We start from the raw sequence: 19,247 nt of genomic DNA on the forward strand, positions 1-19,247 counted from the left end.
GACCCTACCGTGACAAAACTGAGGGTATTTTGAGGGGGATGAGCGTCAACAGGCGACCGAGAAACCTATAGAATGCCAGGCGGCGGCGCTTGTCCTGGGTGGCCGCTTGATCATCGCCAGAGTACCTCGCCCTTCAATGAGCCATTCAGCCGCAACCCCCCAAGCCAACTGGCAACCGGTCATCGCCCTGGCGTTGGCCGCCTTTGTGTTCAACACCACCGAATTCGTCCCCGTCGGCCTGCTCAGCGCCATTGGCGCCAGCTTCGACATGCCCGTGTCCAGCGTCGGCCTGATGCTCACCATCTATGCCTGGATCGTGTCCCTGACCTCGCTGCCGGTGATGCTGCTGACGCGTAACGTCGAGCGGCGCAAGTTGCTGATCGTGCTGTTCTGCATGTTTATCGCCAGCCATATTCTCTCCAGCGTGGCCACCAGTTTCGGCCTGTTGATGGTCAGTCGCGTCGGTATTGCCTTGTCCCATGCGCTGTTCTGGTCGATCACCGCCTCCCTGGCGGTACGCCTGGCGCCGGAAGGCAAGCAGGTGCAAGCCCTCGGCCTGCTCGCCACCGGCACGTCCCTGGCGATGGTGCTGGGCATCCCCTTGGGCCGTCTGCTCGGCGAAGCCATGGGCTGGCGCACCACGTTCCTGGTGATCGGCGCGTTCGCCGCCGCGCTGGTGTTCTGGCTGGCGCGCACCTTGCCCCTGCTGCCGAGCCAGAACTCCGGCTCCCTGCGCAGCCTGCCATTGCTGTTCAAGCGTCCGGCGCTGGTGGCGCTGTACGTGCTCACCGCCATGACCGTGACCGCGCAATTCACTGCCTACAGCTACATCGAACCCTTCGTCGAAGGCGTGGCCGGCATGAGCGGCAGCGCGGTGACCCTGATCCTGCTGGTGTTCGGCGGCGCGGGCATCATCGGCTCGCTGCTGTTCAGCCTGGTGCACCGCTTCAATCCCCACCTGTTCGTGGTCGGCGCGGTGTTTATCCTGGCTGCGTGCCTGGCGCTGATGCTGCCGTTGAGCGGCGCCGAGTCGTACCTGGTGATCCTCAGCGTGTTCTGGGGCATGGCGATCATGGGCTTTGGCCTCGCCATGCAGTCCAAGGTGCTGGTGCTGGCCCCGGACGCCACCGACGTGGCCATGGCGATGTTCTCCGGCATCTACAACATCGGCATCGGCGGCGGCGCCCTGATGGGCAGCTGGGTCGGCAGCCAGTTTGGCTTCGCCTGGGTCGGCGCGGCGGGCGGGTTGCTGGCGGCGCTGGCGTTGGTGGGGTATTGCCTGGCGATTCGGAAGTTTGGGACGGGTGTCGCGAAAAGCTGATGCGGGAGCGAGCAAGCTCGCTCCTGCACGGTACCCGCGTTACAGCGCTGCCAACACCGCCTCCAACTTCTCCTGATCCCGAGCAAACTGCCGAATCCCTTCCGCGAGTTTCTCGGTGGCCATCGCATCTTCATTCGAGGCCCAGCGGAACTGCGCTTCGTTCATTGGTTGACGCGCTTCGCCTTCGGTCACCGGGACCAATTTGCGCGCCAGCTTGCCCTGGTCTTCGTCGAGCTTCTGCAGCAGCTCAGGGCTGATGGTCAGGCGATCGCAACCCGCCAGCTGTTCGATCTGGCTGAGGGTGCGGAAGCTTGCGCCCATGACCACGGTGTTGATCTGGTTGGCCTTGTAGTAGTTGTAGATGCGCGTCACCGATTGCACGCCTGGGTCATCAGAACCGGTGTAGTCCAGGCCGGTGTTCTTGCGGTACCAGTCGTAGATGCGGCCCACGAATGGCGAGATCAGGAACACCCCGGCATCGGCGCAGGCCTGGGCTTGCGCGAAGGAGAACAGCAGGGTGAGGTTGGTCTGGATGCCGGCTTTTTCCAGGCGCTCGGCAGTGCGTATGCCTTCCCAGGTGGAGGCCAGTTTGATCAGCACGCGGTCGCGGCTGATACCGGCCTGGTCGTACAGGGCGATCAGTTGGTTGGCCTTGGCCCACAGCGCGTCTTCATCGAAGGACAGGCGCGCGTCGACTTCGGTGGAAATACGCCCGGGAATCACCTTCAAAATGCCGGCACCGACTGATACCGCGAAGTGGTCGCAGGCCAGGCCGACGTCGCCTTTGGCTATGTTGACGGCATTGCGCAGCAGCTCGGCGTATTCCGGGATGGCGGCGGCCTTGAGCAGCAGCGACGGGTTGGTGGTGGCGTCCACCGGCCGCAGGCGGCTGATGGCCTCGAGGTCGCCGGTGTCGCAGACCACGGTGGTGAATTGCTTGAGTTGTTCGAGCTTGGACGTCATGAGCGGCATTCTCCAAAAAAGGTTATTGGTTGAGGGCCTGTGCGGTGTCCAGGTCGGTGATCAGGATATCCAGGTAGCCGCCCTTGAGCGCGCCACGAATGGCCTGGACCTTGTTCAGCCCGCCGGCCAGGCCGAGCACGCGGTGGATACTGCGCAACTTGGGCAGCGCCACCGAGACCACGAATTCTTCATCTTCTTCCAGCACCGGCTTGCCCTGGGCATCGAAGTAACGCAGGCAGATATCGCCGACGGCACCGCGCTCGGCCAGCAGGCGCAGCATGTCCTCGGTGTAGTAGTTGCCGCTGTTGCGCAGCAGTTGCGAGGGTTCCAGGTCGCCGATGCCGACGATCGCCAGGGTGATGCTGTCAAAGCGTTGCAGCACCTCCTTGACCTCTTCCATCTGCACGATGCGTTGCTTGCTTTCCACCGATTGCTCGATGCTTTGCGACGGCAGCAAAAACGCCGGGCAGTTGAGCAGGGTGGCCAGGCGTTGAGTGAGCAGGGTAGCTTCAAACGCGCCTTTGTTGCCGACGCCGCCCAACAGTTGTACCACTTCCTGGGCGCCTTGTTTGCCCGGCTGGGCATGCAAGTGGCCGACCATGGCGCGAATGGTGCTGCTCCACGACGAAATACCGATATGGTCCTGGGGCGACAGGCTGGTCTCCAGGTAATGCGCAGCCGCCGAGCCGATGGCTTGCTTGATGCTTTCATCGTTGCCGGGCTCGGTGGCTTCCACCACGATCACCTGGCGCACGTCGTAGCGGCGTTGCAATTGGGTTTCCAGCTCCAGGTGCAGGCCTTGCAGGCGCATCACGCTGATCTTCACCACGCCTTCCTGCAGCGCCCGGCGCAGGGCGCGGCTGATAAAGGATTGGGACAGGTCCAGCTGGGCGGAAATCTCGGACTGCTTGAGCCCTTCTTCGTAATAGAGGCTCGCGATCTTGGTGATCAGGCGCTGTTCTTCGATCTGGCTCATGAAAGCCTCGGTTGTTGACACAATGGCCGTGAGGATACCAAACCCTTACGACATGATCAGGCCGCCGTCGATATTGATCGCCTGGCCGGTCAGGTAGGCCGCGTCATCCGAGGCCAGGAAGGCCACCAGACCGGCGACATCCGAGGGCTTGCCGGCCCGGCGCAGGGGGATGTTCTTGACCCATTCGGCCATCAATTCACCCTTGCCGTAGCGTTTTTCGTTGGTGCTGAGGATCTCGCCCCACACGCGGTCGTTGTAGTCCCACATCTCGCTTTCGATGATGCCGGGGCAGAACGCGTTGACGGTGATGTTATGCCGCGCCAGTTCCAGCGCCAGGCTCTGGGTGATGCCGATCACGCCCATTTTGCTGGCGGCGTAGTGCGGGGTGTAGATAAACCCCTGGCGGCCCTGGCCGGACGAGGTGTTGATCAAGCGCCCGCAGCCTTGCTTGACCATGTACTTGGCCGCTTCCCGGCAACCCAGCCACACGCCGGTGGTGTTGACCTGCAGCACCTTGTCGAAGTCGGCGCGGGGCATCTTGTCGTAGTGGTCGATGGTGATGATGCCGGCGTTCTGTACCGATACGTCGATACTGCCGAAGCGCGCGTGGCCTTCGCGGTAGAGCTTTTCAATGTCGGCTTCGCTTGTCACGTCGATCCCCAGGGCCAGGGCGTCGACGTTGTATTCCCGGGCCAATTGGTCGGCGGTGAACGTCACGCGTTCCAGGTCGTTGGAGGCCAGCACCAGGTTGGCGCCTTCCTGGGCGAAGCGCTCGGCAATGCCGGCACCAATGCCACGGCAGGCGCCGGTGATCACGATGGTTTTACCGCTGAAACGTTGCGACATGACAAAACTCCTTACCAGCAGACAAAACCACCATCGACCAACAGGTCGACACCGGTGCAGAAAGACGAAGCCTGGCTGACCAGGAAAATCGCCGGGCCGACCATTTCTTCCACGCTGGCCATACGGCCCATGGGCGTGGTCTGTTCGAAGATCTTCACCTGGTCGGCGACTTCCGGGCGTGAATTCATCGGCGTGGCGGTGTAGCCGGGGCTGATGCAATTGACCCGCAGGCCCTTGTCGGCCCATTCCATCGCCAGGCTTTTGCTCAGGTGGATCACCCCGGCCTTGGAGGTGTTGTAGTGCGCCTGTAACAGGCCGCGGTTGACGATGCTGCCGGACATGGAGGCGATATTGACGATGGCGCCTTTGCCACGCGGCAACATCACCGCCGCCTGGGCCTGGCAACTGAGGAAGATGCCGGTGAGGTTGATGTCCAGGGTGGTTTGCCAGCGTTGCAGCTCCAGGTCTTCGGCGGCCTGGGCATTGGCGATGCCGGCGCAGTTGACGGCGACGCTGAGTGGGCCGAGTTCGTGCTCGGTGCGCGCGACCGCTGCATCCAGGGCGGCGCGCTCGGTGACGGTACCGCTCAAGGCCAAGGCGCGACGGCCCTGGGCCTGGATGCGCTCTACCGTGCTGGCAATGCCGGGGCTGCCCGGAAGATCAAAGCAGGCTACATCCGCGCCGGCTTCGGCTAGCCCGACGGCGATAGCTTGGCCAATGCCGCTGCCGGCGCCGGTGACAAAGGCCACTTGGCCCTGAAGACTAAAAAGTTGCATGAATAACTCCAATTTTTGAAATCACAGTAGACCCCTTGTGGGAGGGGGCTTGCTCCCGATAGCGGTGGTTCAGTGACAGATGCATCTACTGACACTCCCTCATCGGGGGCAAGTCGAATCGTCGCACCGCCCCTCCCACAGTTGGATCTTTGCAGGTCTTTGGTTATGCGGTGGCCATCTCCATCACCGACACCGGGGTGGCTTCGCCGCGCTCCAGAATCCCCATCTGCCGTCCCCGGCTCATCACCATCACCCGATGGGACAACCCCAGCACTTCATCCAGGTCGGAACTGACCACAATCACCGCCATGCCCTTGGCTGCCAGATCCGAGATCACTTCATAAATCGCCGCCCGTGCACCCACGTCGATGCCGCGTGTCGGCTCATCGAGGATGAACACCTTGGGGTTGCGCGCCAGCCATTTGGCAATGATCACCTTCTGCTGGTTACCGCCGGACAAGCTGGAAATCCGCGACTGCGGCGCACCTTTCACCCCCAGTCGCGCCGCCGCCGTGCGCGCGAATTCGCGCAGTGGGGCAGGGAACACCCAACCGTGTTTATCCAGCAAATCAGTGTTGCCATAAATCAGGTTGTCTTCGATGCGATGCTCCACCACCACGCCTTGCTGCTTGCGGTCTTCGGGCACCAGCACCACGCCGGCCTGGATCGCCTCGAAGGGCGAGCGCAACTGACGGATCTCACCATCCAGCAGCATATGCCCCTGGATGTTCTGGGCCGCGCCGGCAATGGTACGCACCAGTTCGGTTCGCCCGGCGCCGACCACCCCGGCAATGCCGAATACCTCGCCGGCACGCACGCTGAAGTCGATGCCGTGCAAGGCAAACTCACGGCAGCTCAAATCCTTGACCTGCAACATCACTTGGTCCTGCGGCGCCTGCAACGCAGGGAATATCCGCTCCAGGCTGCGCCCGACCATCTGCTCCACCAACTCACGCACCGGCACTTGGGCCGTGGCGTGCAAAGCGATCTGCCGGCCGTCGCGCAGCACCAGCACGCGGTCGGCGATGCGTGCGATTTCTTCCAGGCGGTGGCTGATATAGATAAACGACACGCCCTCGGCCTTGAGCCGTTCCACCTGCTTGAACAGCAGCTCGGTTTCCTCGCCACCCAATGCGGCGGTGGGTTCATCGAGGATCAACAGGCTGGCCTTCAGCGTCAGCGCCTTGGCGATTTCCACCAGTTGCTGGGCCGCCACGCTCAGGCCTTCGACCTTGCGCGAGGCGGGCACCTTGAGGCCCAGGCGTTCGAGTTGGATCTGCGCCTGGGCCTCCATGTACTCGCGGTCCACCCGTCCACGACGCATGGGCAGGCGGCCGACGAAGATGTTCTCGGCGATCGACAGTTGCGGCAGCAGGCGGATTTCCTGGTGGATCAGGCCGATCCCGGCACCCAGCGCGGCCCCCGGTGAAGCCGGCGCGTAGGGCGCGCCGAGCCAGGTCATGCTGCCCCCGGCTTCGGGTTGCACCAGCCCGGCGATGATCGACGACAAGGTCGACTTGCCCGCGCCGTTCTCACCGAGCAGGGCCAATACCTCGCCGGGGCGAATGTCCACGTTGACCTGCGACAACACCTGCACCGGCCCGTAGGCCTTGCTGATGTTGCGCAGGCACAGCACCGCGTCGGATCGAGCGGTGTCCACGGCTGCTGCTTGCATGACGACCTCCAAGGCTTACGGGTGCTGTTGCAGGAACGGCGCGACGTTTTCTTTAGTGGTCAGCACGGTGGGCAACAGTTGCTCCTTGGGCAGGGTCTTGCCGGCTTTGAGGTCGATGGCCGAGGCCACGGCCAGGCGCCCCATTTTCTGCGTCTGCTGGGTCATGGTCGCGTTCAGCACACCGCTTTGCACGGCCTTGAGCCCGGCCACGTCGCCGTCGAAACCGACCACGACCACCTTGTGATCGAGGTTGCCGACTTTCACCGCCTGGGCGGCACCCAGCGCCATGGCATCGGCGCGGCCGAAGAATACGGTGATGTTCGGGTCACGCTGGAGCAGGTCCTGGGCCACGGCGAAGCCTTTGTCCTGGGTCCATTCGGCCGGTTGCTGGGCGACGACCTTGAGGTCCGGGAAGGCTTTCAGGCCCTCTTCAAAGCCTTTGGCGCGATCATTCTCGGGGGTGGTACCGATCTGGCCTTGCAGGATCGCGATGCGGCCCTTGCCGTCAGTGATCTTGCCCACGTACTCGGCCAGGGTCTTGGCGCCGGCCACGCTGTCGCTGGCGATAAAGGTGTCGCCTGGTGCGTCGGGGGCGTTGCGGTCCACGGCGATCACCGGGATGCCCGCGGCCTTGGCGGCTTTCACCGGCACACCGGCAGCAGTGGCACCGGCCGGGATGTAGATCAGCACGTCGATCTGGCGGGTGATCAGGTCTTCAATCTGGCTGACCTGGGTGGAGGAGTTGCCCTGGGCGTCCACGGTGATCACCTTGACCCCCTTGGCTTTGCCCTCGGCTTCCACCGATTGCTTGATCTGGTTGAAGAAGTCGGCCTGCAGGTTGGCCACGGCCAGGCCGATGGTCAAATCCTTGGCCCAGGTGGTGCCGGCAGCGGTGAGGGTGGCGGCGGCGAGAGCGGTGGCCAACAGCAATTTCTTGGGGCTGAACATGTCGGTGACTCCTGGTTTTATTGTTGGAGGGTGTCAACTGTCGAACAGGTTTAACGGGCAGTGCTGGAGCGGCGTCGCAGGGTGTCGATGGTGACGGCGAGGGCGATGACCACACCGATCACCACTTGTTGAATAAAGGGTGAAACCCCCAGCAGGTTGAGGCCATTGCGCAATACGCCAATGATCAGCACGCCCACCAGGGTGCCGCCGATGCTGCCGACGCCGCCACTGAGGCTGGCGCCGCCAATCACCACGGCGGCGATGGCGTCCAGTTCCAGGCTCAGCCCGGCGCTTGGTTGCGAGGAGTCCAGGCGCGCGGCCAGGGTCACGGCGGCGATGCCGGCCAGCGCACCGCTGATGGCGTACACCCACAAGGTAATCGCCCGCACCTTGATGCCCGACAACCGCGCCACTTCCGGGCTGCCGCCCATGGCGTAGAGGTTACGGCCACCGGCACGAAAGCGCAGGAACACCCAGGCCGCCACCAGCATCACCAGGAACAGGCCCACGGTGGCCGAGAGGAAACCAAAGTGGCGCACTGTGGCCAGGCTGGTGAACCAGTCCGGGTAGCCGACGATCTGCCGGCCTTCGGTGAGGATATTCGCCAGGCCCCGGGCCACCGACATCATGGTCAGCGTGGCAATAAAGGGGGGCAGCTTGGCGTAGGTGATCAACGCGCCGGAGACCAGCCCGGCGAGCATACCGCTGGCAATCGAGATCGGAATCGCAAAGCCCAGCGGCACCGCCTGATCCTGATACAGCCAGCCGAGCATCATCATCGAGAACGCAAGCACCGAGCCGACCGACAGGTCGATGCCGCCGATCACGATCACCGCCGTCATGCCGATCGCCAGGATGCCCAGCACCGTGACCTGATCGAGGATGTTCAGGCCATTGCGCAACGAGAAGAAGTATTCGGAACTGAAGGAGAAGACCAGCACCAGCAACACCAGCCCGATCAACGGACCGCCGATATTGCTGGGCAGCAGTTTGACAATTCGTGGGCGAGGTGGCGGCTTGAGTTCGGCCGGGTGCTGGACAATAGCTTTGGCGTCCACAGTGTTCTCCTGAGTTATTTTTTTTGGAGTGCTTTCAGGCGTCGTGAATATTTATGCGTGCCTGACTGTTAATTCAGATTCCAGTGACACCGTGTCAAAGTCAAGCGCTTAATTTTTCTTGTATGCCGCTGATCCGGTGTTTTTGCCCGACGCAAAGCCACGGGCTAGATGAGCCGGCGTGGGATTTTGGCCGTTTGTCCGAGGGATATTTCCGAGCTTTATTTGATTTTTCGGCGGTTCGCTCACTTGACCTGCCAGAGGATCGGCGTCTAAATAGAAATATATTGTCACTGCTGAATAAATATTCAAAGACAGCTTTGGACACTTTCACCCCGCGTGGTCAGCCTCAAAGGAGCCGCTGCATGAATGCCTTCCAGTACGACGCCCACCAGATCAAGGAACAGGCCCGCCTGATCCGTCGCCATGTGATCCGCCTGAATGCCGACTCACCGGCCGGCGGCCACACCGGGGCGGATCTTTCCGAAACCGACATCCTCGCCACCCTGTATTTCCGCATCCTCAACATCGGCCCGGAACGCACCGAAGACCCCGAACGCGATATTTATATCCAGAGCAAGGGCCACGGCGTGGGCGGTTTGTACTGCTGCCTGGCGCAGGCGGGCTACATCCCCACCGAGTGGCTGCCCACCTACCAGCACTTCAACTCGCACCTGCCCGGCCACCCGGTACGCCAGAAAACCCCCGGCATCGAACTGAACACCGGCGCCCTCGGCCACGGTTTGCCGGTGGCGGTCGGGCTGGCCTTGGCGGCGAAGATGTCCGGCAGCAAAAAACGCATCTACGTGCTGACCGGTGACGGCGAACTGGCCGAAGGCTCCAACTGGGAAGCGGCGATGGCGGCGGCCAAGTACGGCCTGGATAACCTGTTTGTGATCGTCGACAAGAACAAGCTGCAGCTGGCGGGGTTGACCGCCGAGATCATGCCGCTGGACCCGCTGGACGTGAAATGGGCGGCCTTCGGCTTCCGCGTCAGCGAGTGCGACGGTAACGACGTCGGCCAATTGATCGAAGCCCTGGAAACCATGCAGACCAAGACCGGCGCGCCCCAGGTGCTGATCGCCCACACCATTAAAGGCAAGGGCGTGTCGTTTATCGAAGCCCGCCCCGAATGGCACCACCGCGTGCCCAAGGGTGATGAAATCAACGCAGCACTGGAGGAGTTGAACCATGGCGAGTGAACATTTGGCGAGCGTCATGGTGGAAGCGTTTATCGCTGCCGTCGAGGCCGGGCTGGACGTAGTGCCGGTGGTCAGCGACTCCACCTCCACGGCCAAGATCGGCCCGTTTGCCCAGCGCTTTCCCGAGCGCCTGATCAATGTCGGCATTGCCGAGCAATCCTTGGTCAGCGTCGCGGCGGGCCTGGCCCTGGGGGGCAAGATCGCCGCCACCTGCAACGCGGCGCCGTTCCTGATCTCGCGGGCCAATGAGCAGATCAAGGTGGACGTTTGCTACAACCAGGCCAACGTGAAGATGTTCGGCCTGAATGCCGGCACCAGTTATGGCCCGCTCGCCAGCACCCACCACAGCCTCGACGATATTTCGGTGATGCGCGGGTTTGGCAATGTGCAGATCTTCGCCCCGGCCGATGCCGTCGAGTGCCGCCAGATCATCGATTACGCGCTGCGCTACCACGGCCCGGTGTATATCCGCCTCGACGGCAAAGCCTTGCCCGACGTGCACGGCGCCGACTATCAGTTTGTGCCCGGTCAGGTAGACATCCTGCGCCAGGGCGCCGATGTGAGCATCGTGGCCCTGGGCTCGGTGGTGCATGAAGCGGTGGATGCAGCGGCATTGCTGGCGGAGCAGGGCATCCAGGCGCAGGTGATCAACCTGTCGTCGATCCGGCCCTTGCAGCGTGATGTGTTGCTCAGCGCCTTGAGCGGCACCCGCGCGGTCATCAGTGTGGAAGAACACAACATCAACGGCGGCGTCGGCAGCCTGGTCGCCGAAGTGCTGGCCGAAGCCGGGTTGGGCATTGCCCTGATCCGCCTGGGTATCGGCGACGGCGAGTACGCCGCCGCCGGTGCCCGCGAACCGACCCGCGCCTTGCATAACATCGACGCGGCTGGGATCGTGGCGGCTGCCACTCGGTTGCGGTGAACTCAATGAATAACAACACCCCGCTGATCCTCGCGATAGATGAAGGCACCAGCAACGCCAAGGCAGTCCTGGTCAACGAACTTGGCCAGGTAATTGCGCGCGGTTCGCGGCCCTTGAGCATCCGCCATCCCCAGGCCGGTTTTTCCGAGCAGGACCCGTTGCTGATCTGGCAAAACACATTGGCGGCGGTTGAAGAATGCCTGGCCCAGGTGGATCGTCCGATCACTGCGCTCGCGATCAGCAACCAGCGTGAATCGGTGGTGGCTTGGGATAGGCATACCGGTGAACCATTGTCGCCGTGCATCAGTTGGCAATGCCGACGCTCTACGGCGTTGTGTACGCAACTGCATGAGCAAGGCCATGAAGCGCTGATCCTGGCAAAGACCGGGCTGGCGTTGGACCCGATGTTCTCGGCGGGCAAATTCCGCTGGATTCTCGATCACCTTGAGGATGGCCACGCCCGCGCTGCTGCGGGCGATATCTGCCTGGGCACGGTCGACAGCTGGCTGTTGTGGCAACTCAGCGGCGGCCAGGTGTTTGCCACCGACTATTCCAACGCCGCGCGCACCCAACTGTTCAACCTGCATACCTGTGCCTGGGATCCTGAGCTTTTGGCGCTGTTCGGCATTCCTGCTGCGGCCCTGGCACCGATCCAGCCGAGCGCCGGGTTCTTCGCCGAAACGGTCGCCGTGGGCGGCTTGCCCGCCGGTATCCCGGTGATGTCGATGATCGGTGATTCCCATGCGGCGCTGTACGGGCAGGGCGGTTTTGCGCCGGGGCTGGTCAAGGCCACCCTCGGCACCGGTTCGTCCTTGATGACGCCCATGAGTGGGCCGATTGCCTCCACCCATGGCCTGTCGACCACCCTGGCCTGGCATGACGGCAGCCAACCCACCTTCGGCATGGAAGGCAATATCGTCCATACCGGCGCTGCCGTGCAGTGGGCGTCGCGCCTGGTGGCCGGGGAGTCCCTGGACGCCTTGACCGAACAGGCCGCGCAACTGCCGGATAACGGCGGCGTGTACTTTGTACCGGCGCTGTCCGGTCTCGGCGCACCGCACTGGAAGGCCGACGCCCGTGGGCTGATCTGCGGGTTGACCGAAGCCACGTCCGGCGCGCACATCCTGCGCGCGTCGCTGGAATCCATCGGCTATCAGATTCGCGATGTGTTCGAAGCCATGCAGCAAGACATCGGCAGCCCGCTCAAGGAACTGTGGGTGGATGGCGGCGCCACGCGCAACCGCTGGCTGATGCAGTTCCTCGCCAACCTGTTGCAACGCCCGGTGGTGCGCAGCCTGTCGCCGGAAGTCTCGGCGCTGGGCGCAGCGCACCTTGCGGGTCGGGCGTTGGGGGTGTGGGCGAGTGATACGGCGCTGGGGCAGTTGGAGCGCCAGCGCGAGCGCTTTGAGCCGCAGGAGGATCCGGCGATGGCCGGGCGCTACGCAGAGTGGAAAAAGGCTCTGGCCCGCACACTCTTCTAACGTCATATGCAAACCAACTGTGGGAGGGGCGGTGCAAGCCTTCAAGGCCGCCAGGTCTGTACATCCTTGGCATCCACCGCCTTCGGCAACAACCCCGCCTTGAAGAATGCATCGGCAGGGTGATCAGCGTGGAGGATTTCTGGTGACCGATGCGCACGGTTTCCTGGCCCCGCGCGCCGAATAGGTTCGGTGGTGTGGCTCAGTCCACGCAGATCGCTCGGCCGAGCTTGCCTTTCTCCACCGTCGCCGAGCAGCCGAAGTGGCCGTTATCCACCTGGCACGCGCCGGTCACAGGGCCGTTGCCGGACTGGGTGGTGACACTGGTCTGGCACTCGCCTTCACACTGGCTCGAATCGGTACATGCCTTGCCCGCATCCTTGTACGGCGTGATGCATTTCCAGCTCTGCAGCTTGCCGACTTGCTTCATGGTACCGCCGCCTGCCAGGCAGGTGGACGCCGCAGCGTCCTGGGCGGGTGGGGTCGTGGTACAGGCCGATACCAGCAGTAAAGCGGCCAGGCCAATCATCAATTTCATGCAAAAGTCCTCGTGGAGTAAGCGCAGCGGTGCAGTGTACGGGCATATGGACTACTTTGATTGACGAGCGATCCCTAACCGGTAATGACTCATGCGCACGTTATGGAAGCGGTATGTGGCCCTGCTGGAAAACGACCTGAGCACGCAGATCTTCGACAACGTCAAAAACCTGCTGGTGTGCGCGCTGTTGTTTGCGGCGGGCACCAATACCCTCGTGGGGCAGCAGGACCTGTTTATCGGGGTGTTTGCTTCCAGCGTGGCGGGGTGGGGACTGATCATTCTGTCGACAGTGCTGATGCTGTTGAACGTCAGCGATGGCATTCGCCGGTTGGCCAAGCTGCGTTATCACCTGGCCTTGCAGCTGTTGCTGATCCTGGTTTATCTGGTGGTGGCCGAGCGGGTGGTGGAGATTGTGTGGGGTTTCAGGGCGCATTGAATCGAGGTGTTCGCCGCGTTCGCGCTAGAATTGCCCGCCCGCGGACCAGGATGCGCACCATGCACACGCTTTATTGTTACGTCGATGGATCTGACAACCAAGCAATCGAACCGGTATTGGTCGACGCCTTTCGCGCATTGGTCAGCGATTGGGCGCAATATTGCGCCGTGTTTGTGAATCATCAGCACGAGCGTAAACCCGACCTGGCGCCTGATGATCTGAATGACTGGTTTATCGGGCTCAACCTTCCTTTACCTTGCGTCAGCCAATCTCAAATTGACCAATTGGTCCTGTTTGCCAAAGCCCTGGCTGGCGCAACAGGGCGTGATTTTGTGGTGGGTATTTCGTTGCCGTCTGGGCTTTGCGAGGATCTGGTGTTTCTCGATGCCAATGCTGACGAGACTGAGGGGTTACGCTTGTACACACGGTTGGAGGCTGTGCTCCATGGGGCTTGATATTCATCTTGAGGCTGATAAGCGAATGTCCCTGGTCCATCTGGCTGACGCCGTGAACGCGGTGGGCGTTGCTGAACTGGAACAGAATGAACAGTCGGTGGTGGCGCACTTTCATTCAGGTCTTTTTCTGAGCGGCTGCTATGAAGTGGATGATCCTGATATTCGGGCGCAAGGCCCGAGCGATCTGGCATTTCCGGTGGCCGTTCGTGGTTATCTGCGCATCAAGGGGCCTGCGCCGCAGGACGCTGATCCATTGGCTGACGTCAGGCAACTGGTTGAGCAACTGACTGCGAGGTGTGAGGCCTGTTTCTTGATGTCGTTTCAGTACGAGTCCCTTATGTATTACCGGGACGAGGAGGGTCTTCACGTTCTGTAGTACGCCACCTGGCCTGCGTGTTTCAGGTATCCTCCGCACCCCGCTTTCCACCGATTCAAAGACAGATGACAGGACAAGACATGCAGGCGCTGCTGGAGTCGATCCTCGACGAAGTGCGCCCCCTGATCGGCCTCGGCAAAGTCGCCGACTACATTCCCGCGCTGGCCGATGTACCGGCCAACCAGCTGGGCATCGCGGTGTACGGCAATGACGGCTCGGCCTACCGCGCCGGTGACGCCGATACGCTGTTCTCGGTGCAGAGCATTTCCAAGGTGTTCAGCCTGGTGCAGGCCATCGACCACGGCGGTGAAACCATCTGGGAACGCCTGGGGCACGAGCCTTCGGGGCAACCGTTCAACTCGTTGGTGCAACTGGAATTCGAACGCGGCCGCCCGCGTAACCCCTTCATCAATGCCGGCGCGCTGGTGATCTGCGACATCAACCAATCACGCTTTGCCGTGCCGATCCTGTCGATGCGCGACTTCGTGCGGCGCCTGTCGGGCAACCCGCAGATCCTGGTCAACAGCGTCGTCGCCGACTCCGAAGCCCAGCACGGCGCGCGCAATGCGGCCATGGCCTACCTGATGAAGTCCTTCGGCAACTTCCACAACGAAGTGGATGCGGTGCTGCACAGCTACTTCAACTACTGCGCCCTGCAGATGAGCTGCCTGGACCTGGCCAAGGCGTTCAGCTTCCTGGCCAACGAGGGCACCAGTGCCCACAGCGGCGAACAGATCCTTACCGCGCGGCAGACCAAGCAAGTCAACTCGATCATGGCCACCAGCGGGCTGTATGACGAGGCGGGCAATTTTGCCTATCGCGTGGGCTTGCCGGGCAAGAGCGGTGTGGGCGGCGGCATTGTCGCGGTGGTGCCGGGGCAGTTTACGGTGTGCGTGTGGTCGCCGGAGTTGAACGCGGCGGGCAACTCGCTGGCGGGGATCAAGGCGTTGGAGTTGTTGAGTGAGCGGATTGGGTGGTCGGTGTTTTGAGATCGTTCCCACGCGCATGGGAACGATCATCTGAGTGTCATGCCGCTGGATGGGCGTCATCCAATGCTTTGTCCACCAACAGTTGCACACCTTCCAGCATTCGGCAGATGCCCAACGCTACATTGCGTTGCGTACCGTCGACTTCAAAGGCCAGGTGAGTGGCGATGTCGGTAATGGAGGATAGATCCTGGGACGCGTTGACCAGCAGGGTTTCCGTGCCCAGGTTGGGGCGCACGGTGAAGAGTTTTTCTGGGGGATTGGGGCTGTCTTCAATCATGGTGAAGCTCCTTTGTAAATGGGGCTGCCACGATTCGCGGTCAATCGAAGAGGGTGGCAGCTGTACGCGGGTTGACCGACCGGCCCAAAGAACAAAACCGGCATACCCGAAAGTATCCCGCGTACAGCTGCCGCGACACGATACATCAGACGTAAAAAAACGCCTAAGCTCGGTGTTGGCGCAGTTGCTCTTTGAAGTCGGACGGTCAAATCCGGCCGCTGAATTGGCAGCGACGGCGGAGAGGTTAGTCAGGGAAGTTCCGAGCGACAACCTGAAACAGTCGTGGGATAAGTCCTAGGGTTATCATGGCCAGACGCTACATCCTGTGGCGAGGAAGCAAGCTCCCTCGCCACAAACGGCTAGTCAGCGTCCTTTTTTGCGTGACTTCGACCAAGGCAAAATCATGCCCACCTCCTGCTGGTATCGCCGATACCGCTCTCCAAACAATGCCACCAGATCCTTTTCTTCAAAGCCGGCGCCAATGAAGAGGTAAACCGTCATTCCTGTCGCAAATAGCAGGTGCCCCGCCGTCATGTACGGCGTTGCCCAAAAGGCGATCAGGAAGCCCAGGTACAGCGGGTGGCGCACGATCGTGTAGAACAGTGGTGTTGTGAAGACGGGCGCTTTCTGTGCAGTGTCGCGCCAACGGTCAAAGGCTTGCTTGAGTCCGAACAGCTCGAAGTGATTGATCAGAAAGGTCGACAGTAGCGCGATGCCCCAGCCCATCCAGTACAAGCCGATCAACAGGGCCTCGGCCCAGGTCGCTTCGACCTCCCACACCGTGAGCGTGATGGGTTGCCATAGCCAGAAGATCAACCCAAGCACCAGGCTGCTGAGCAGTACATACGTGGAACGTTCAACCGGCGCAGGCATGAATGCCGCCAGCCACTGCTTGAAGCCTTTGCGCGCCATGGCCGTGTGCTGGACACCGAACAGCAGGATCAGCGCGCAGTTGATCAGCACGGCGACTGGCCACGCGACGAGGGGGCCATCGTTGATGTTCTTGGGCACCGCCACGCTGCCGACGAAGCCGATCAAATATAAGCACGTGATGAGGAACACCACGTAACAGCAGGCGCTGTACACCAGCCCGATGGCACGGGCGGTGCGGTTATTGTCGAGGTGCATGAGCGTGCCTTTCCCACAGGGTGAATGAGCAGCAAACCCGCAGATCAGCCATTTCATGGCTAAGCCTAGCGGGTTTTGCGTGCGCGGTAAGCTGGGATAATTGACAGCTCTCCGCGTGGCGCGCAGTAGGATTCAGCTGAGGGCAGTAAGAGGCCCTCATCGGGGCATAGGTGTCTACACAACGTTGGTTCAACGCTGAACGCCCGGCAGATAGGGCAGTTGTGGGGGATTTTTCAGGGTCTGGAGAGTTGTGTAGATACCCATGCTTATCGGGGGCAAGCCCCCTCCCACATTGAATTTTCAGTGTCTTGGAGATAGGTATCCGCCCAAACAAAAAATGCGCCCCTGAGGGCGCATTTTTTTGTTCGGTCAGCTATCGCCTATCAGGCAATTGCATCCCAGGCTCGATCACCGTGCTCGTCCTTGATCCGAGTCGGCAAGCCCATCACGTCCAGCGCCTTGAGGAACGGCTCAGCCGGCAGTTCCTCGACGTTGGCCATGTGTTTCACATCCCACTCGCCACGGGCTACCAGCAGCGCGGCGGCTACCGGTGGAACACCTGCGGTGTAGGAGATGCCCTGGCTGTCGGTTTCTACGTAGGCTTCTTCGTGATCCGCTACGTTGTAGATGAACATCTCGCGCGGCTGGCCGTCCTTGGTGCCTTTGACCAGGTCGCCGATGCAGGTCTTGCCGGTGTAGCCCGGGGCGAGCGAAGACGGGTCGGGCAGCACGGCCTTGACCACTTTCAACGGCACCACTTCCAGGCCTTCGGCGGTGGTGACCGGCTTCTCGGAGAGCAGGCCGAGGTTTTTCAGCACGGTGAACACGTTGATGTAGTGTTCGCCGAAGCTCATCCAGAAACGCACGTTGGGCACGTCGAGGTTTTTCGACAGCGAGTGCACTTCATCGTGGCCGGTGAGGTAGAGGTTCTGCGAACCCACGACCGGCAGGTCGTCGGTGCGTTTGACTTCGAACATGGTGTTGCTGGTCCACTGGCTATTCTGCCAGCTCCACACCTGCCCGGTGAATTCGCGGAAGTTGATTTCCGGATCGAAATTGGTGGCGAAGTATTTGCCATGGGAGCCGGCATTGACGTCGAGGATGTCGATCGAATCAATGCGGTCGAAATGCTGTTGCTGCGCCAGCGCGGCATACGCGTTGACGACACCCGGGTCGAAGCCCACGCCAAGGATGGCGGTGATGTTCTTCTGTTTGCACTCTTCCAGGTGGTTCCATTCGTAGTTGCCGTACCACGGCGGGGTCTCGCAGACCTTGCCCGGCTCTTCGTGGATGGCGGTGTCGAGGTACGCAACGCCCGTGTCGATGCAGGCACGCAGTACCGACATGTTGAGGAATGCGGAACCCACGTTGATGACGATCTGCGATTCAGTCTCGCGGATCAGGGCCTTGGTCGCTTCCACGTCCAGGGCGTTCAGCGCGAAGGCTTGGATGTCGGCGGGAACCTTGAGGCTACCCTTGGCCTTGACGCTGTCGATGATGGCCTGGCATTTGGAGATGTTGCGCGACGCGATAGCAATACGACCGAGTTCGTCGTTGTGCTGCGCGCACTTGTGGGCCACCACCTTGGCGACACCTCCTGCACCAATGATAAGAACGTTCTTTTTCAATTGCTTTATTTCTCCTATATCCGCCAGCTTACGAAAGGCTGGACAGGTAGTCGTCGTAACCAAATTCACGAACCACTTCGACTGTACCGTCGAGTTGTTTCACTACGATGGACGGCATTTTCAGGCCGTTGAACCAATTTTTCTTGACCATGGTGTAGCCCGCGGTGTCGATGAACGACAGCCGATCGCCGATGGCCAGCGGACGATCAAATTGATACTCGCCGAAGATGTCCCCGGCCAGGCAGGATTTGCCGCACACCATGTAGGTGTGTTCACCGTCGCTCGGCGCCAGCTTGGCGTTGAGGCGGTAGATCAGCAGATCCAGCAGGTGAGCTTCGATGGCGCTGTCCACGACGGCGAGGTGTTTGCCGTTGTAGAGGGTGTCGAGCACGGTGACTTCCAGGGAAGCGCTGTTGGTGATCGCCGCTTCGCCGGGTTCCAGGTAGACCTGCACGTCGTACTTCTGCGAGAACGCCTTGAGACGCTGGCAGAAGGCGTCGATGGCATAGCCTTCACCGGTGAAGTGGATGCCGCCGCCGAGGCTGACCCAGTTGACCTTGTGCAGCAGCGCGCCGAAGCGTTCTTCGATGGTGTTCAGCATCTGGTCGAACAGGTTGAAGTCGCCGTTCTCGCAGTTGTTGTGGAACATGAAGCCGGAGATCTGTTCGATCACGCCTTCGATCTTCACCGGGTCCCATTCGCCCAGGCGGCTGAACGGACGCGCCGGATCGGCCAGCAGGTAGTCGGAGCTGCTCACCTGCGGGTTGACGCGCAGGCCGCGGGTCTTGCCTTCGCTGCGTTCGGCAAAACGCTGCAGCTGGCTGATGGAGTTGAAGATGATCTTGTCGCAGTTATCGAGCATCTCTTCGATTTCATCGTCGGCCCAGGCCACGCTGTAGGCGTGCGCCTCGCCTTCGAACTTCTGGCGACCGAGCTTCAACTCATACAGCGACGACGAGGTAGTGCCGTCCATGTATTCCTGCATCAGGTCGAACACCGACCAGGTGGCAAAGCACTTGAGCGCCAGCAGGGCCTTGGCGCCGGACTGCTCGCGCACGTAAGCAATCTTCTGCATGTTGACCAGAAGCTTCTGTTTATCGATGAGGTAGTACGGCGTTTTGATCATTTTTGAGAGCCTGCGGTGGTGCCTGCCAAAAAAGGACACGCATTGTGCCCGCACTTGGATCGAATCGAAAGGTTAGTGGGCGGATTTTGCACGCCGGTTTTTCAAGCATAGCCCCGGAGTATGACTATCTAA

General features: G+C 61.4%; 20 protein-coding genes. 8 read left to right on the plus strand and 12 right to left on the minus strand.

The features are described 5' to 3' along the window. The first annotated feature begins 136 nt into the window (after positions 1-136). A complete protein-coding gene (locus FBY10_RS27690) occupies positions 137-1,321 on the plus strand; it encodes a sugar transporter (RefSeq protein WP_131699878.1) in 1,185 nt (394 codons plus the stop codon). 39 nt (positions 1,322-1,360) lie between these two features. Here the strand turns inward: FBY10_RS27690 and tal are convergent, their stop codons facing one another. The 7 genes from tal to FBY10_RS27725 all read right to left on the minus strand — a co-directional run bounded on the left by tal (position 1,361) and on the right by FBY10_RS27725 (position 8,563). Then, the gene (gene tal / locus FBY10_RS27695) at positions 1,361-2,284 is read right to left on the minus strand and encodes a transaldolase (protein WP_145338441.1); all 924 of its coding nucleotides are present in this window, start codon (positions 2,282-2,284) and stop codon (positions 1,361-1,363) included. A gap of 22 nt (positions 2,285-2,306) precedes the next feature. Then, positions 2,307-3,260, minus strand: a complete 954-nt coding sequence (locus tag FBY10_RS27700) for a sugar-binding transcriptional regulator (RefSeq protein WP_145338442.1) — start codon at positions 3,258-3,260, stop codon at positions 2,307-2,309. Positions 3,261-3,305: 45 nt separating this feature from the next. Next, a complete protein-coding gene (locus FBY10_RS27705; RefSeq protein ID WP_145338443.1) occupies positions 3,306-4,106 on the minus strand; it encodes an SDR family oxidoreductase in 801 nt (266 codons plus the stop codon). Between the two features lie 11 nt (positions 4,107-4,117). Further along, entirely contained in the window at positions 4,118-4,882 is a 765-nt protein-coding gene (locus FBY10_RS27710) for an SDR family oxidoreductase (RefSeq protein WP_145338444.1), read from the minus strand. A 163-nt stretch (positions 4,883-5,045) separates the two neighbouring features. Next, positions 5,046-6,557, minus strand: coding sequence for a sugar ABC transporter ATP-binding protein (locus FBY10_RS27715; protein ID WP_145338445.1), 1,512 nt, complete (start codon positions 6,555-6,557; stop codon positions 5,046-5,048). A 15-nt stretch (positions 6,558-6,572) separates the two neighbouring features. Continuing rightward, on the minus strand, positions 6,573-7,505 hold the full coding sequence (locus FBY10_RS27720) for a sugar ABC transporter substrate-binding protein (RefSeq protein ID WP_131699883.1): 933 nt from the start codon (positions 7,503-7,505) through the stop codon (positions 6,573-6,575). A 50-nt stretch (positions 7,506-7,555) separates the two neighbouring features. After that, entirely contained in the window at positions 7,556-8,563 is a 1,008-nt protein-coding gene (locus FBY10_RS27725) for an ABC transporter permease (RefSeq protein WP_131699884.1), read from the minus strand. Between the two features lie 362 nt (positions 8,564-8,925). Between FBY10_RS27725 and FBY10_RS27730 the strand changes: the two genes are divergently transcribed. From FBY10_RS27730 to FBY10_RS27740, 3 genes are read left to right on the plus strand one after another with little or no spacing between them, the layout of a single operon-like run. Further along, positions 8,926-9,762: a transketolase gene (locus tag FBY10_RS27730; protein WP_145338446.1), complete on the plus strand. Its 837-nt coding sequence runs from the start codon at positions 8,926-8,928 to the stop codon at positions 9,760-9,762. After that, positions 9,752-10,684, plus strand: a complete 933-nt coding sequence (locus FBY10_RS27735; protein WP_131699886.1) for a transketolase family protein — start codon at positions 9,752-9,754, stop codon at positions 10,682-10,684. The genes FBY10_RS27730 and FBY10_RS27735 overlap by 11 nt, the downstream gene beginning before the upstream one ends. Before the next feature lie 5 nt (positions 10,685-10,689). Next, positions 10,690-12,165 carry an FGGY family carbohydrate kinase gene (locus tag FBY10_RS27740; protein WP_145338447.1) on the plus strand — a complete coding sequence of 492 codons (1,476 nt, stop codon included), beginning with the start codon at positions 10,690-10,692 and terminating at the stop codon, positions 12,163-12,165. A 199-nt stretch (positions 12,166-12,364) separates the two neighbouring features. On the opposite strand, the gene FBY10_RS27745 is transcribed toward FBY10_RS27740, so the two are convergent. Next, complete coding sequence (locus FBY10_RS27745) at positions 12,365-12,700, minus strand: hypothetical protein (RefSeq protein ID WP_032889532.1); 336 nt, start codon at positions 12,698-12,700, stop codon at positions 12,365-12,367. Positions 12,701-12,791: 91 nt separating this feature from the next. On the opposite strand from FBY10_RS27745, the gene FBY10_RS27750 reads away from it, so the two are divergent. The 4 genes from FBY10_RS27750 (at position 12,792) to glsB (ending at position 14,956) form a co-directional block, all read left to right on the plus strand. Continuing rightward, positions 12,792-13,136 (plus strand): hypothetical protein, encoded by a 345-nt coding sequence (locus tag FBY10_RS27750; RefSeq protein WP_090402992.1) that lies wholly within the window; start codon positions 12,792-12,794, stop codon positions 13,134-13,136. Positions 13,137-13,195: 59 nt separating this feature from the next. After that, positions 13,196-13,591 (plus strand): hypothetical protein, encoded by a 396-nt coding sequence (locus FBY10_RS27755; RefSeq protein ID WP_256663600.1) that lies wholly within the window; start codon positions 13,196-13,198, stop codon positions 13,589-13,591. After that, complete coding sequence (locus tag FBY10_RS27760) at positions 13,581-13,967, plus strand: hypothetical protein (RefSeq protein ID WP_131699890.1); 387 nt, start codon at positions 13,581-13,583, stop codon at positions 13,965-13,967. Before FBY10_RS27755 ends, FBY10_RS27760 begins: the two co-directional genes overlap by 11 nt. An 80-nt stretch (positions 13,968-14,047) precedes the next feature. Next, the gene (gene glsB, locus FBY10_RS27765) at positions 14,048-14,956 is read left to right on the plus strand and encodes a glutaminase B (protein ID WP_145338449.1); all 909 of its coding nucleotides are present in this window, start codon (positions 14,048-14,050) and stop codon (positions 14,954-14,956) included. 37 nt (positions 14,957-14,993) lie between these two features. Here glsB and FBY10_RS27770 read toward each other — a convergent pair whose 3' ends face one another. The 4 genes from FBY10_RS27770 to FBY10_RS27785 all read right to left on the minus strand — a co-directional run bounded on the left by FBY10_RS27770 (position 14,994) and on the right by FBY10_RS27785 (position 19,115). Next, positions 14,994-15,233, minus strand: coding sequence for a DUF6124 family protein (locus FBY10_RS27770; RefSeq protein ID WP_145338450.1), 240 nt, complete (start codon positions 15,231-15,233; stop codon positions 14,994-14,996). Positions 15,234-15,596: 363 nt separating this feature from the next. Continuing rightward, positions 15,597-16,418: a methanethiol S-methyltransferase gene (gene mddA, locus FBY10_RS27775; RefSeq protein ID WP_306100944.1), complete on the minus strand. Its 822-nt coding sequence runs from the start codon at positions 16,416-16,418 to the stop codon at positions 15,597-15,599. Positions 16,419-16,744: 326 nt separating this feature from the next. Beyond that, on the minus strand, positions 16,745-17,989 hold the full coding sequence (locus FBY10_RS27780) for a saccharopine dehydrogenase family protein (RefSeq protein WP_032889518.1): 1,245 nt from the start codon (positions 17,987-17,989) through the stop codon (positions 16,745-16,747). A gap of 28 nt (positions 17,990-18,017) precedes the next feature. Beyond that, a complete protein-coding gene (locus FBY10_RS27785; RefSeq protein ID WP_145338451.1) occupies positions 18,018-19,115 on the minus strand; it encodes a carboxynorspermidine decarboxylase in 1,098 nt (365 codons plus the stop codon). Positions 19,116-19,247: the final 132 nt, after the last annotated feature.

The sequence above is a fragment of the Pseudomonas sp. SJZ103 genome, assembly GCF_007828335.1.
Lineage (GTDB): Bacteria > Pseudomonadota > Gammaproteobacteria > Pseudomonadales > Pseudomonadaceae > Aquipseudomonas.

Bases quoted from the DNA above. Each gene is read 5' to 3' on its own strand.
- FBY10_RS27690 (WP_131699878.1), top strand. From the start codon at position 137: ATGAGCCATTCAGCCGCAACCCCCCAAGCCAACTGGCAACCGGTCATC.
- tal (WP_145338441.1), bottom strand. From the start codon at position 2,284: ATGACGTCCAAGCTCGAACAACTCAAGCAATTCACCACCGTGGTCTGC.
- FBY10_RS27700 (WP_145338442.1), bottom strand. From the start codon at position 3,260: ATGAGCCAGATCGAAGAACAGCGCCTGATCACCAAGATCGCGAGCCTC.
- FBY10_RS27705 (WP_145338443.1), bottom strand. From the start codon at position 4,106: ATGTCGCAACGTTTCAGCGGTAAAACCATCGTGATCACCGGCGCCTGC.
- FBY10_RS27710 (WP_145338444.1), bottom strand. From the start codon at position 4,882: ATGCAACTTTTTAGTCTTCAGGGCCAAGTGGCCTTTGTCACCGGCGCC.
- FBY10_RS27715 (WP_145338445.1), bottom strand. From the start codon at position 6,557: ATGCAAGCAGCAGCCGTGGACACCGCTCGATCCGACGCGGTGCTGTGC.
- FBY10_RS27720 (WP_131699883.1), bottom strand. From the start codon at position 7,505: ATGTTCAGCCCCAAGAAATTGCTGTTGGCCACCGCTCTCGCCGCCGCC.
- FBY10_RS27730 (WP_145338446.1), top strand. From the start codon at position 8,926: ATGAATGCCTTCCAGTACGACGCCCACCAGATCAAGGAACAGGCCCGC.
- FBY10_RS27735 (WP_131699886.1), top strand. From the start codon at position 9,752: ATGGCGAGTGAACATTTGGCGAGCGTCATGGTGGAAGCGTTTATCGCT.
- FBY10_RS27740 (WP_145338447.1), top strand. From the start codon at position 10,690: ATGAATAACAACACCCCGCTGATCCTCGCGATAGATGAAGGCACCAGC.
- FBY10_RS27745 (WP_032889532.1), bottom strand. From the start codon at position 12,700: ATGAAATTGATGATTGGCCTGGCCGCTTTACTGCTGGTATCGGCCTGT.
- FBY10_RS27750 (WP_090402992.1), top strand. From the start codon at position 12,792: ATGCGCACGTTATGGAAGCGGTATGTGGCCCTGCTGGAAAACGACCTG.
- FBY10_RS27755 (WP_256663600.1), top strand. From the start codon at position 13,196: ATGCACACGCTTTATTGTTACGTCGATGGATCTGACAACCAAGCAATC.
- FBY10_RS27760 (WP_131699890.1), top strand. From the start codon at position 13,581: ATGGGGCTTGATATTCATCTTGAGGCTGATAAGCGAATGTCCCTGGTC.
- glsB (WP_145338449.1), top strand. From the start codon at position 14,048: ATGCAGGCGCTGCTGGAGTCGATCCTCGACGAAGTGCGCCCCCTGATC.
- FBY10_RS27770 (WP_145338450.1), bottom strand. From the start codon at position 15,233: ATGATTGAAGACAGCCCCAATCCCCCAGAAAAACTCTTCACCGTGCGC.
- mddA (WP_306100944.1), bottom strand. From the start codon at position 16,418: ATGAAATGGCTGATCTGCGGGTTTGCTGCTCATTCACCCTGTGGGAAA.
- FBY10_RS27785 (WP_145338451.1), bottom strand. From the start codon at position 19,115: ATGATCAAAACGCCGTACTACCTCATCGATAAACAGAAGCTTCTGGTC.